The 13,499-nt window shown below is 65.9% G+C and carries 9 protein-coding genes and 1 riboswitch; of the genes, 2 read left to right on the top strand and 7 right to left on the bottom strand.

Annotation, left to right across the window (positions count from 1 at the left end; genetic code table 11):
* Positions 1-54: 54 nt before the first annotated feature.
* The 6 genes from IPM89_10975 to IPM89_10950 all read right to left on the bottom strand — a co-directional run bounded on the left by IPM89_10975 (position 55) and on the right by IPM89_10950 (position 8,355).
* Positions 55-960 carry an energy transducer TonB gene (locus IPM89_10975; protein QQS53408.1) on the bottom strand — a complete coding sequence of 302 codons (906 nt, stop codon included), beginning with the start codon at positions 958-960 and terminating at the stop codon, positions 55-57.
* The gene (locus IPM89_10970; GenBank protein ID QQS53407.1) at positions 950-1,744 is read right to left on the bottom strand and encodes an ABC transporter ATP-binding protein; all 795 of its coding nucleotides are present in this window, start codon (positions 1,742-1,744) and stop codon (positions 950-952) included. Before IPM89_10970 ends, IPM89_10975 begins: the two co-directional genes overlap by 11 nt.
* Positions 1,741-2,754, bottom strand: a complete 1,014-nt coding sequence (locus tag IPM89_10965; protein ID QQS53406.1) for an iron ABC transporter permease — start codon at positions 2,752-2,754, stop codon at positions 1,741-1,743. Before IPM89_10965 ends, IPM89_10970 begins: the two co-directional genes overlap by 4 nt.
* Positions 2,751-3,587, bottom strand: a complete 837-nt coding sequence (locus IPM89_10960; protein QQS53405.1) for an ABC transporter substrate-binding protein — start codon at positions 3,585-3,587, stop codon at positions 2,751-2,753. Before IPM89_10960 ends, IPM89_10965 begins: the two co-directional genes overlap by 4 nt.
* Before the next feature lie 10 nt (positions 3,588-3,597).
* Positions 3,598-5,499, bottom strand: a complete 1,902-nt coding sequence (locus IPM89_10955) for a TonB-dependent receptor (protein QQS53404.1) — start codon at positions 5,497-5,499, stop codon at positions 3,598-3,600.
* 219 nt (positions 5,500-5,718) lie between these two features.
* Positions 5,719-5,920: riboswitch (cobalamin riboswitch) on the bottom strand.
* 188 nt (positions 5,921-6,108) lie between these two features.
* Positions 6,109-8,355 carry a YgiQ family radical SAM protein gene (locus IPM89_10950; protein ID QQS53403.1) on the bottom strand — a complete coding sequence of 749 codons (2,247 nt, stop codon included), beginning with the start codon at positions 8,353-8,355 and terminating at the stop codon, positions 6,109-6,111.
* A gap of 154 nt (positions 8,356-8,509) precedes the next feature.
* Here IPM89_10950 and IPM89_10945 point away from each other — a divergent pair, with 154 nt between their 5' ends.
* Together IPM89_10945 and IPM89_10940 are read left to right on the top strand one after the other, a co-directional pair.
* Positions 8,510-11,137: a PAS domain-containing protein gene (locus IPM89_10945; GenBank protein ID QQS53402.1), complete on the top strand. Its 2,628-nt coding sequence runs from the start codon at positions 8,510-8,512 to the stop codon at positions 11,135-11,137.
* Between the two features lie 3 nt (positions 11,138-11,140).
* Positions 11,141-12,967: a diguanylate cyclase gene (locus tag IPM89_10940; GenBank protein ID QQS53401.1), complete on the top strand. Its 1,827-nt coding sequence runs from the start codon at positions 11,141-11,143 to the stop codon at positions 12,965-12,967.
* A gap of 46 nt (positions 12,968-13,013) precedes the next feature.
* Here IPM89_10940 and IPM89_10935 read toward each other — a convergent pair whose 3' ends face one another.
* On the bottom strand, positions 13,014-13,481 hold the full coding sequence (locus tag IPM89_10935) for a type IV pilin protein (GenBank protein QQS55886.1): 468 nt from the start codon (positions 13,479-13,481) through the stop codon (positions 13,014-13,016).
* Positions 13,482-13,499: the final 18 nt, after the last annotated feature.

The following is a 13,499-nucleotide window of genomic DNA, read 5'->3' as shown; positions in this document are numbered from 1 at the left end:
GCTGATTTGCGCTTACCCTACCCGCCGCCGTGGATCGGGGCAAGCAGCCCGATCTCAATCCCGCAAGCGGAAGGTAATCGGAATCCGCGCCACCATCCGTTCTTCTCGCGGTGGCTGGAACCGCCAGCGCGCCACCGTCCGTTGCGCCGCCTGATCCAACAATTCGTAACCGCTGCTGCGCGCGACGCTCACCGCATCGACCCGACCGGCGGCATTCACCGTCAACCGCAGCAATACTTGGCCTTCCTCGCCGCGGCGACGGGCCAGCGACGGATAGCGTGGCTGGGGGTTGCCCGGCAGCGGTCGCAGCTTGACCTCGGTCGAAGCCGGAACACCGCTTCCTTTCCTGGACGTGGTTGCGCCACCACCCACTGGCCTTTTTTCCGATCCGCCATCGCTAGCAATCGGCGAGGATGGTGTCGATGACGGATGGGTGGCGGCGAGGCGAACCGGTGGCTCCGTGCCTGGTTCGGTGGGTTTGAGCGGCTTCGAATCGACCGGCTTGGGTTTGGGCCTGACCGGCTTCGGCTTGACCGGTTTCGGCTTGACCGGCTTCGACTTGACCGGTTTCGGCTTGACCGGCTTCGGTCTGGCTACTGGACGGACGGGTTCGCGGGGTTTGGCGACCTTCGCCGTGACTACCGGACGGCGCGGCTCCGGTGGCTCCGGCCTGGATTCCGGTTTGACTGGCGCGGTTTCGGCGACTGGCGCGGTTTCGGCGACCGGGGCGACTTCTGGCATGGGCGTGACGGGACCGGACGCAAGGGGTCCCGGCACGGCGGCGGGTGGCGCGGCCGGTGGTGGCAGCAGGCTGATCTGGATCGGCGAGGCCAGCGGCGCGGTGGGCGCACGCCAGGCAATTGGAACCTGGGCCAGGGCCAGATGCAACAGCACCGCCAGTAGCGCGGCAATCGCCAGCCGCGCCGAATCCGCCCGGCCGGGCGACGAGCTATGCCTCACCGCTCTCCTCCGCCGCCAGCCGTCGCCACGGCAATACGTAGCGCTGGTCTTCGTGCTCGCCACGCAGCGCGGTCACCCGATACGCCTCGGCCAGATGCGCGGCCGACAACACCCCGTCCGCCGACCCGCGAGCCACCAGCGAGCCTTCGCGCAACAATAGCAGCTCGTCGCAGAACCGCGCCGCCAGGGTCAGATCGTGCAGCACCACGACCAGCGCCGCGCCGCTGTCGGCGTAGTCGCGCAGCAGCTCCATGACCCGCAATTGGTGATACGGGTCCAGGGACGCCACCGGTTCATCGGCCAGCACCAGCGGCGCTTCCACCGCCAGCACCCGCGCCAGCATCACCCGCGCCCGCTCCCCGCCGGACAGGGTGTCGAATGGTCGTTCGGCCAGATCGGCAATATCGGTGCGCTGCATCGCTTCCTCCACCGCCAAGCGGTCGGCGGCGGCGGGCGGGCGCCACGGTGCCAGATGCGGCAACCGCCCCAGTTCGACCAGCCGGCGCACGGTCAGCGGCCAGTGGGCAATGTGGCCCTGCGGCAGATAGGCGAGCGCGCGGGCCCGCTCGCGCCGGCCCAGCGTCGCCAACGGCCGCCCCTGCAATCGCACGCCGCCACGAAATCGCCGTAGCCCGGCCAGCGCCGCCAGCAGCGTGGTCTTGCCCGCGCCGTTGGGACCGATCAGCGCCAGCAGTTGACCGGCGGCGGCGCGCAGCGAAACCTGCTTCACCACCGTCCGCCCGCCCAGATCGACGCTGATCCGTTCCGCTTCCAGCAGCGTCATGACAGCGTCCGCCGGCCGCGCAGCAGCAGATGCAGAAAAAACGGCGCACCGATCAGAGCAGTGACCACGCCCAGCATCAACTCCTGCCGGGTCGGGACCAACCGCACCAGCAGGTCGGCCGCCGACAGCAGCGCCGCGCCGGCCAGCGCGCTGGGCAGCAACAGCCGACCGGGCTGGTGACCGAGCCAGGGGCGCAGCAGGTGCGGCGCGATCAGCCCCACGAAGCCGATGGCACCGGTCGCCGCCGTGGCCGCGCCCACCGCCAGCGCGGTGCCACCGATGACTTGAGCACGCAGCCCACCCAATCCGATGCCGAGGCTGCAAGCGGCTTCCTCGCCCAGGGTCAGCGCGTCCAGCCCGCGACCGGCGCTCAGCAGCAGCGCCCAGCCGACGACCATGAACGGCGCCGCCAGCGCCGCGTCATCCAGCCCACGATCGCGCAGCGAGCCGAGCAACCACAGTACCATCTCACTCAGCGCCAGCGGGTTGGGCGCCAGATTCAAGGCCAGCGAGGTCAGCGCCACCGCCAGACTCGACACCGCCAGACCGGCCAGGATCAGGCCCAGCGGGTTGGGATCGCGGATCGCCAGCAGCGCCAGACCCAGGGTGGCCAGCAGGGCGCCGACCAGCGCGCAGACCGGCAGCGCCCAGGCCGAAACCTGCGCCAGCCCGAAGTACAACGCCAGCACCGCGCCCAGGCCGGCGCTGGCCGTCACGCCGAGAATGCCGGGTTCGGCCAGCGGGTTGCGCAGCAGCCCCTGCAACGCCGCGCCGCTCAGACCCAGCGACGCACCGACCATCAGCCCCAGCAGCACTCGCGGCAGCCGAATCTCCAGCACGATCAGAGACAACCGCTCGTCGCCGCCGATCAGTCCGGTCAGCACCTGCCATGGCGACAGCGGCAGGGGACCCAGCAACAGCCCGGCCAGTGCCAGACCCGTCGCCAGCGCCGCCAGTACCGCGATCACCCGCCGACCGCGGCGGAGATCAACGTCCGGGGCGCGGCTCATGGCGCGGACTCCGCCGGCAAATGCTCGGCGATGTAGGCGGCGGCTTCGGCCAGGAACCAGCCGCTGCACATCCAGTAGCGATCCGGCACGGCGATGACCGGCCGCCCCGCCAGCAGTCGGCGGAATACCGGATGGTGGGCGAAAGCCATGCGCCGACTGTCGCCGCCCTGATCGAAGAAACCCAACACCACCAGATCCGGCTGGGTTTCCGTCAATTGCTCCAGGTTGAAGGAACCCCAGCCGTGTAAACCGACCGCCGTGGCCAGATTGCGCGTACCGGCGGCCTGTAGCACCGCATCGATGAAGGTGCCGGCGCCGGCGCTGCCGCCATCGGGCAGGAAGTAGGCCGCTAGTGGTGGCGCGGCGTGGCGGCGGGCCGTTTGCTGCTTCAATTGCTCCAGCCGTGCCTGCATTTCGGCGACGCGCGCCTCGCCCTGTTCGGGACGGCCAAGCGCGGCGGCGATGGCGCGGGTGGTGTCGGCGATCTCCTCCCAACTGTTCGGCAACGGGATCGAGATCACCCGGACTCCGAAGCGGTCCAGCCGGGCGGCGGTTTGCAGTGGCATCCAGCGGTCGGTCAGTACCACTTCGGCGCGCAGGGCGATCAGTTCCTCGCTGCTGCCGCGATGGACCGGATAGCGGGCGGCCTCGGCGGCGAACAGCGACTGGTCCGGATCGGCGGCGGCGGCGGAGACGGCGACGATCTGCTCCGGAGCGGCCAGCCCCAGCAGGTACTGGTCAGCGCACAAGGTCAGTGAGGCGGCGCGCGGCGGGGCCGCGAAAGCCGCCGAGCTCACCAGCGCCAGCGCCGCCAGGATCAAGCATCCGCGCACCGCCATTCCCTCAGAACTGATAGCGAGCGCCGACATAGACCCCACGCTCGATCCCGGCGTAACCGAACACCTCTTCGTATTGCTCGTTGAACAGGTTATCGACCCGTCCGAACACCTGCCAGCGGTCGTCCACCCGGTAGCGTGCCGCCAGATTGACCACGGTGAAGCTATCCAGCGTTACCGGAAAACTGACGAAGGTGTCCGGGTCGTAGGCCAGATCGGTGGCCGAACCACTGTAACGGATGGCCAGGTTGAAATCGGCGCGGTTGTCGAAAGCCCGGTAGTTCAGGTTGAGGCTGGCCAGATTGCGCGGACGGCGCGGCAATTCCTGACCTTGCGGATCTTCGGCGTCGGTGTAGGTGTAAGCCAGAGTAGCGCTGAGATCGGTGCTCAGATCGACGCTGGCGCTGAGTTCGATGCCGCGACTGCTGCTCTCGCCCGGCAGGTTGATCACCGACCGCCCGGCGCCGACGATGATGTCGTCGATGCGGTTGTCGAAGCCGGTCAGATCCAGCCGCAGCCGCCGGTCGAACAGCGCCTGTTCCCAACCCAAATCGTAGCCACGGCTCGTTTCCGGCCGCAAGTCGGGATTGCCCTGAAAATCGCCGGAGAAGCCGAACAATTCGGTCATGGTCGGGTTCTTGACCGCGCTGCCGTAGCTGGCGTGCAGTCGGCCGCCGATGTCCGGCCACAGATAGGCGGCGGTCAAGCGGTAGGTATTGGAATCATCGAAGCGATCATTGAAGTCGCGGCGAAAACCAGCGGTCAGGAAGAGTTGTTCGCTCAATCCCAGGCTGTAGTGCAGGCCGACTCCGGTGTTGCGGATTGAATTACTGGCGAAGTAGGTGTTGCTCGCCACGTCTTCCTTGTCCTTGACCAGGAAGGTCAGGGTATGTTCGGCATCGGACGTGGTGAAAAAATAATTGCTCTGGTAATCGAATTGATTGGAGTGAGACTGGTTATCGAAGGTCTCGATCCCGGCGCTGGTGGTCTTGCCGTCCAGATCGTAGCGACCGGCCCCGAGCAGGTGTTCCCAGGCGCCGCCGAGCAGACTGAACTTGCCTTGCAGGCGCAGCAGGTTCTGCCGGTTGTCGGCGCGCTCGTCGCTGTCCACCACTGGTCGAATGTCGCCACCGAAGAAGGCATCGAAGTCGCTGCGACTGTCGGTGTAGCGATCGATCAGGCTGAGTTCCACATCGTCGTGTGGCCGAACGCTGCCCTTGAACATCAGGGTGCCGATGCGCAGGCCGTCATCCTCGTTGTTGCCGCGCCAGGCACTGCCGGACGACCAACCGTCGGTGTTGAACCAGCTACCGCTGAGCAGGGCATCGTAGTTGTCGCCGCTGGCACCCAGACTGGCGCTGGCCTGCCCGGTTGAGAAGCTGCCGCCTTCGAGCCGGGCGCTGGCCTGGACAGGCTGCTCGGCGCGGCGGGTGACGATGTTGATGACGCCGCCGATGGCGGAGTTGCCCCACAGCACGCTTTGCGGGCCGCGCAGCACTTCGATGCGCTCCACCGCCACATCCAGCAGGCTGTTGAAGTCGAAGGCGCCGCCGTCGGGATTGTTGACTTCCACGCCGTCGATCAGCACCAGGGTTTGGTTGGATTCGGCGCCGCGCAGATAGACCTGAGTGATGCCGCCGGCGCCGCCACTGCGGCTGACCGTGACGCCGGGCACGTCGCGCAGGGCGTCGGCGACCACGCGGATCTGCCGTTGCTCCAGCTCTTCGCCGGTGATGACGGTGATGGCGCTGCCGGACTGCTCGGCGGGTATCGGTACCCGGGTGGCGGTGACCACCATCTCCGGTAGTTCTTGTTGGGCCGCCGCGCTGGTGGCGGCCAGCAGCGCGAGGGCCGCCGCCGGCGGAGTCAGACGGCGGGTCGGAATGTGGTGCTCGTTGTGGTGAAACATGGGGCGAACGCGTTTCCTGATGGTGGTTGTGCTCGAACCGGCTGTGCCGGCTCGCCGTCCCTTGGAAAACGCGCGCTCGCCGCCTGGCGAAACCAGGACGAAAGAAAGGGGGGTTGGCGTCCCCGCCGGGCGAGGGCGCCGGGCCTGCCGTCACGGCGAACGCTCGGTTTCCCGCATCGCCAAACGGTGGACCGTCCCGCCGAAAAAACCCGTTCGGCGGCCAGGCGATACTGAGACGGCAGGTCTCCTGGCTGGCGGGTCGTCGCCGGGCGTTCGGCCTTCCCAGTTGCCCAGTGGCCTTGCTTGAACGCTGGCTTGCCGCTCACAGTTGCGGGAACAGCCGCGGCTGCGCCCGGCTACGCCGGTGCGTCCGCGTTCCCTATTAATCCCCCGAGGGGGAACCGTCCTGTCCATAGCTTAACGTTGTGAGGGAATCGCGGCAAATTGACGTCCAGCCAGACGCGGCTAGTGCTTCAACCGACCGGTTCTCATTCTCACGCTCCAGCGTGGGAATGCTGAATCGCGACGATGGAGCGTCTGGACGTGCTCCCACGCTCCAGCGTGGGAGCCAGGCGTTCTACTACCCATCAGAATTTATGCGTCAATCCACTAGCGCGGGCCGCGCCGCTTGCCGGCGCCGCAGGGGCTGCCTTGGGTAAAGGCTCGCGCCGGCCGCCGATCCGGTGCGGGTTTGGACAATGGTTTCCCGTCTCCGCCTTTTTTCACGGGAGGGATGGCCTCGGCGCGCGGCGGCAGGCCGGTATGCTGGGTCAGAAGCCGCTGCGGCCCGTGCTTGCGGCCGGCGCGCGCTCCTTCGCCGCCGTTTGTGCCGGTGCCGGTGCCGGTGCCGGTGGGTTGCCAGGACGGAATCAGATGACGTTTGCCGTTGCCGATCAGCTCGGCGCGGCCCATGCGCTTGAGCGCCTCGCGCAGCAACGGCCAGTTCCCGGAGTCGTGGTAACGCAGAAAGGCTTTGTGCAACCGCCGTTGTCTCAGCCCCTTGGGAGAAACCACGGTCTCGCCCCGGTCGCGGTGGATGCCTTTCAGCGGGTTGCGCCCCGAGTGGTACATGGCGGTGGCCAGCGCCATCGGCGAGGGCAGGAACGCCTGCACCTGATCGGCGCGAAAGCCGCTACGCTTCAGCCACAGGGCGAGGTTGAGCATGTCTTCGTCGCTGGTACCCGGATGGGCGGCGATGAAGTAGGGAATGAGGTATTGCTCCTTGCCGGCTTCCTTCGAATATTTCTCGAACAGTTCCTTGAACTGGTCGTAGGCACCCATGCCCGGCTTCATCATTTTCGAGAGCGGCCCGGCTTCGGTATGTTCCGGGGCGATTTTGAGATAGCCGCCGACATGGTGGGTGACCAGCTCGCGCACGTAGGCCGGATCGCGCACCGCCAGATCGTAACGCACCCCGGAAGCGACCAGCACTTTCTTGACACCCGGCAGCGCCCGCGCCTTGCGGTACAGCGTGACCAGGGACGAATGATCGGTGTTGAGATTGGGGCAGATGTCCGGGTAGACGCAGGATAGCCGGCGACAATGCTTTTCGATCTCCACCGACTTGCAGGCCAGCCGGTACATGTTGGCGGTCGGTCCGCCCAGGTCGGAAACGACCCCGGTGAAACCCGGCGTCCGGTCGCGGATCTCTTCGATCTCGCGCAGGATCGAGCTTTCCGAACGCGACTGGATGATGCGGCCCTCGTGCTCGGTGATCGAGCAGAAGGTGCAGCCGCCGAAGCAGCCCCGCATGATGTTGACCGAGAAGCGGATCATCTCGTAGGCCGGGATGCGGGCGCCGCCGTAGCTCGGGTGCGGGACGCGGGCATAGGACAGGTCGAACACGGCGTCGAGTTCCGGGGTGGTCAGCGGCACCGGCGGCGGGTTGAGCCACACATCGCGGTCGCCGTGGCGCTGGATCAGGGCACGGGCGTTGCCGGGGTTGGTTTCCAGATGCAGCAGGCGCGAGGCGTGCGCGTATAGCACCGGATCGCTTTTGACCTGTTCATGGGCCGGCAGGCGGATGACGGTTTTGGCGCGGTCGTGGCGCGGCGGGCGGGGATGAACAGGCGGCGCTCCCCCCGGCGTTGCTCCCGCTGGGCGAAGGGCGTAGGGATCGGGATGCGGTTCCACCGGCCCCGGCCGATCCAGTTCGGTCGAGTCGATTTCCAGCCAGCCCTCCGGCAAGTCCTTGACGATGAAGGCCGTGCCGCGCAGGTCGCGCATGGCTTTGGGATGCTCGCCGGCGGCGGCGCGGTGGGCGATTTCGACGAGGGCGCGCTCGGCGTTGCCGTACAGCAGCAGGTCGGCTTTCGCATCCAGCAGCACCGAGCGGCGCACCGTGTCCGACCAGTAGTCGTAATGAGCGATACGGCGCAGGCTGGCCTCGATGCCGCCGATCACGACCGGCGCGTCGGGATAGGCTTCCCGGCAGCGCTGGCTGTAAACGATCACCGCCCGGTCCGGCCGCTTGCCGCCTTCGTCGCCGGGGGTGTAGGCGTCGTTGTGACGCAGCCGCCGGTCGGCGGTGTAGCGGTTGACCATCGAATCCATATTGCCGGCGGTGACCCCGAAAAACAGGTTCGGCCGACCCAGCGCCTTGAACGGTTCGGCCGAGATCCAGTCCGGCTGGGCGAGGATGCCGACTCGGAATCCTTGCGCCTCCAGCAGACGGCCGACGATGGCCATGCCGAAGCTGGGATGATCCACGTAGGCGTCGCCGGTGACCAGAATGATGTCGCAGGAATCCCAGCCGAGCGTGTCCATTTCGGCGTGCGACATCGGCAGGAAGGGCGCGATACCGAAGCGGGCGGCCCAGTAGCGGCGGTGGGAAAACAAATGGGGAGCAGTGAGCATCACAGTCCGGGCGGCGCGGGCCGCTGAATAGCCGAGAGAAGAAGTCGGGAATTATACGGGGATGGGCGGCGGATGTCGCGGCTGGCGGCAAGCACCGATAAGCCCCTTGCTATTACTGTTATGATGGTGGGGAATTTTAAGGGGATTCCCCGTCATGAAAAAACCGACCAAAACCGCCGCCTCTCTTCCAGCAGAGGCGTTCCCCATCGTCGGCATCGGCGCCTCGGCCGGCGGGCTGGAGGCGTTGGAGCTGTTTCTCGACCATGCGCCCAAGGACAGCGGCCTGGCCTTCGTAATCATCCAGCACCTCGACCCGACCCACAAGGGCATCCTGCCCGAACTGTTGCAGCGCCATACCGCCATGGTGGTTGAGCAGATCAAGGACCGGCAGCCGGTCCGGCCGAATCGCGTCTACGTCATTCCGCCCAACAAGGATCTGTCGCTGCTGTGCGGGGCGCTGCACCTGTTTGAGCCGGGCGCCACGCGCGGCCTGCGCCTGCCCATCGATTTCTTTTTCCGCTCGCTGGCGGAAGACCAGAAGGAGCGCAGCGTCGGCATCATCCTGTCGGGCATGGGCTCCGACGGCACCCTGGGTCTGCGGGCGATCAAGGAGATGGCCGGCGTTGCCCTGGTGCAGGAGCCGGCCACGGCCAAATTCGACGCCATGCCGCGCAGCGCCATCGATGCCGGGCTGGCCGATATCGTGGCACCGGTCGAGGCGCTGTGCGAACGCCTGCTCGCCTATCTGCAAGGTTCTCCGCTCACCGCGCCGCCCGCCGAACCGGTGCTGGAGGCGTGCGACCAGAGCGGCCTGGATAAGGTGGTGATCCTGCTGCGGACCCACAGCGGCCACGACTTCTCCCTGTACAAAAAGAACACCCTGTATCGCCGGATCGAGCGGCGCATGCGCCTGCATCAACTGGACAAAATCGTCCATTATGTCCGCTTCCTGCAGGACAACCCCCAGGAGCGGGAACTGCTGTTCAAGGAACTGTTGATCGGCGTGACCCGCTTCTTCCGCGATCCGCCGGCCTGGATGCAACTACGGGACCCGATCCTCCCCCGGCTGCTGGAGCAGCACCCCGAAGGCGGCGTGCTGCGGGCGTGGGTGGCCGGTTGCGCCACCGGCGAGGAAGCCTTTTCGCTGGGTATCGCCTTCAAGGAAACGCTGGCGCGGCTTTGCCCGCCCAGAGCCTATACCCTGCAAATCTTCGCCACCGACCTGGACGCGGAGGCCATCGCCAAGGCCCGTCAGGGTCTCTATCCGGAGAACGTCAGCGCCGATGTCACGCCGGAGCAATTGCGGCAGTTTTTCGTTCATGAGGAACACGGGGGCTACCGGATCGGCAAGGAGGTGCGGGAACTGGTGACCTTCGCGCCGCAAAACCTCATTCAGGACCCGCCCTTCACCAAGCTGGATCTGCTGCTGTGCCGCAACCTGCTGATCTATCTGAGCCCGGAGTTACAGAAAAAACTGCTGACCCTGTTTCACTACAGCCTGAATCCGGGCGGCGTGCTGTTTCTGGGGTCCGCCGAAACCGTCGGCAACCCATCCGATCTGTTTGTTCCACTGGAAGGCAAGTGGCGCTTCTACCAGCGCGAAGCGCACACCGCGCGGGCGCGGTCGGTGAATATGCCGATCTGGTTCACTCCGGTCGCGGCCGGCGAGAGCTTTTCGACGGAAAGCCGCCCGGCCCCGGCCCCGGCGCCGGCCAGCCTGCAAATGCAGGCCGATCAGGTGTTGCTGCAACGCTTTGCCCCGGCGGCGGTACTGATCGATAGTCAGGGCAATATCCTGTACATCAGCGGCCGCACCGGCAAGTACCTGGAACCGGCCGCCGGCCAGGTCAACTGGAATCTCTTCGCCATGGCCCGCGAGGGCTTGCGCGAGCGCCTGTTGCCCAGCTGCCAGCAAGCCCTGCGCCAGCAACCGGCCGGGGCCGTGACCCAGCGCGGTCTGCGGGTCAAGACCAACGGCGACTATCAAAGCGTGGATCTCACCGTCCAGGTGCTGGACGAACCGGCGGCGCTGCGCGGGCTGCTGATGGTGGTTTTCGCCGACGCGCCGCCGCCAACCGCTAAAAAGCGCGGCCAAACCGGCCAAGCCGCCGCCAGCATCTCCAAGGACCAACTGGAGGAAGAGCGTCAAAAATTACGCCAGGAATTGACGATCCTGCACGAGGAGATGCAAACCTCGCAGGAGGAACTCAAATCCGCCAACGAGGAGCTGCAATCCACCAACGAGGAGCTGCAATCCACCAATGAGGAACTCACCACCTCCAAGGAAGAAATGCAGTCGTTGAACGAAGAATTGCAGACGGTCAACGCCGAACTGCAAGCCAAGGTGAACGATCTGACCCGTACCAACGACGACATGAAAAACCTGCTGAACAGCACCGATATCGCCACGCTGTTTCTGGACAGCGCGCTGAACGTGCGGCGCTTCACCATTCAGGCGTCCAAGCTGATCAAGCTGATCCCCGGCGACGTGGGCCGACCGATCACCGACATCGCCTCCGACCTGCTTTATCCGGCGCTGGAGGCGGACGTGGCGGAGGTGCTGCGGACTCTGATCTTCGTGGAGAAGGCGGTGACCACCCAGGATGGGCGCTGGTTCAACCTGCGCATCATGCCCTACCGCACCGTGGACAATCGGATCGACGGGGTCGTGGTCACCTTGATGGACATTAGCTGGCCGAAAACGCTGGAGATGAAATTGCGTCAGGCGCGCGAGCAATTGGCGGCGCTGGGGACCGGTTCCAAACCCACCGAGCAAGATTGAGCGATGACCGAGAAAAAAGATCTTCCCTCAGCGGCGGCCGCCGAATTGCATCGTCGAGCGGAGGAACAGTGGCAGCGGCAAAGCGCCCGGTCCGGACCTCTCCCGACCGACGCGGAGAACCGGCGGCTGGTCCACGAACTGCAAGTCCACCAGATCGAACTGGAAATGCAGAACGAGGAACTGGCGCGGGCGCGTACTCAACTCGAACACAGCCTGGAACGCTACGTCGATCTCTATGATTTCGCGCCGGTCGGTTACTTCACGTTGAGCGGCGACGGGACCATCCGGGAACTCAATCTGACCGGCGCGGCGCTGCTCGGCGAGGAACGTGCCCGCCTGATCGGCCGGCGGTTCGGGCAGTTCGTCTCGACGGAAACCCGGCCCGCGTTTAACGCCTTTATGGACCGGACGCTGGCGGGAACGTCCAAGGAATCCGGCGAGGTGAGCCTGGACCTGGAAAGATTGCCGCCCCGTCACCTGTCCCTGGCGGGCGTGGGTCTAAAGATCGAGGGCGAGCGGCTGTGCCGCGTCGCGGCGACGGACATCACCGCGCACTACCAGTTGGAAACCGCCTTGCAAGCGAGCGAAACCCGGCTGCAAAGCATCCTGCGCGCCGCGCCGGTCGGCATCGGCATGGTCCGCAACCGCATCGTTCTGGAAGCCAACGACACCCTGTGCCGCCTCACGGGATATGCTCGCGAGGACTTGATCGGCCACAGCGCCCGCCTGCTCTACTTCAGCGACGCGGACTACCAGTGGGTCGGCCGGGAGAAATACCAGCAGATCGCCGAACAGGGCACCGGCGCCGTCGAGGTTCGCTGGCGCCGCCAGGACGGCACCATCATCGACATCATCCTCAGCTCCACCCCGCTGGATGCCACGGATCTGGCCCAGGGTGTCACCTTCACCGTGCTCGACATCACCGAGCGCAAACAGGCCGAGGAGCTGCTCAAGCTCAGCGAAGCGCGCTACCGGGCCATCGTCGAAGGACAAACCGATCTGGTGTACCGCTGCCTGCCGGACGGCACCCTCACCTTTGTCAATACCGCCTACTGCCGCTATTTTGGCCTTGCGCCGGAAGACTTGCTAGGCACCAACATTGCCCCCTTGATCCTCGACACCGACCGGGCCGACGCGCTGGCCCAGGTGCTCAGCTGCAACGCCGCGCATCCCAGCAATCGCCCGCAACATCAGGTGGTACGCGCTGACGGTGCGCACCGCTGGGTGCAGTGGCACAACCACGCCGTCCTCGATGACGACAACGCCCTGATCGAAATTCAAGGGATCGGCCGCGACGTCACCGAACAGCGGGCGATGGAAACCGAACTGCGCCGGCTGGCCACCACCGACCCGCTCACCGGCGCGTTCAACCGCCGCTACCTGCTCACGGAGCTGGAATCGGAGGTCGAACGCGCCCGCCGTCACAATCGGTCACTGGCGCTGATCATGTGCGATCTCGATCATTTCAAACGGATCAACGATACCTTCGGCCACGAGCAGGGCGACCGGGTGCTGCAAGCGGTAACGGCACAGGTGCGGGGGCGGCTGCGCCGCAGCGACGTGCTCGCCCGCTGGGGCGGCGAGGAGTTTCTGATCCTGGCCCCGGAGACAACGGGAACGGACGCCGTGGCGCTGGCCGAAACTCTGCGCGCCGCCCTGCATGAGTTGCCCAACCCCGGCGGCAGGCCGGTCACCGCCAGCTTTGGGGTGGCCGCTTATCGGCCGGAGGAGACACTGAATCAATGGTTGAAGCGAGTGGATGAGTGGATGTACCTCAGTAAACGCCAGGGCCGCGACCGGGTGAGTGGGGATGAGGTTAGCGTGCTTTAAATCACAAAGGCCGGCATTGCGCCGGCCTTTGTGAGCCTTGCAAGGTTCAGCGCCAGCATTCATCCGCTGTCGGTGGCGCTGCGACGCAAACACCTCTAACCCCGGTGTTGGTCAGGGTTAAGGTACCGCATCGGTCGTTGGCTTGGGCAGTGCCCGCGATCCGAACTGCGGAAAGGGTAAAGGTATTGGCGGTGACCGCAGCAGCACCGGCGCAGTCGGTCAGGCTGATATTGTAATACTTGGTCCCTCCCTCAATCGGGGCTTGCGTCAACCCTACAGGTAACGCCACTGCCGTGCCAGCCCGATTCTGATGGTAGCGGTTATTCTCCGTGTAAAACCGCTCCATCCACTGGGCCGCATTCAACAGCACACTCTTGGCGTCCGCTCGCCGCGATTTCCGCACGCTGTCTTGATAAGAGGGATAAGCGATGGCGGCCAGAATGCCAATCACCGCCACCACGATCATCAGTTCGAGCAGGGAGAAGCCACCTTCTCCTCGGACGCGCCGCCACATCGTCCCATAGCGATCCTG

Source organism: Candidatus Competibacteraceae bacterium (assembly GCA_016699715.1).
Taxonomy (GTDB): domain Bacteria; phylum Pseudomonadota; class Gammaproteobacteria; order Competibacterales; family Competibacteraceae; genus Competibacter.
The sequence above is the reverse complement of the archived record's forward strand: the minus strand, read 5'-3'. Positions and strand labels throughout refer to the sequence as shown.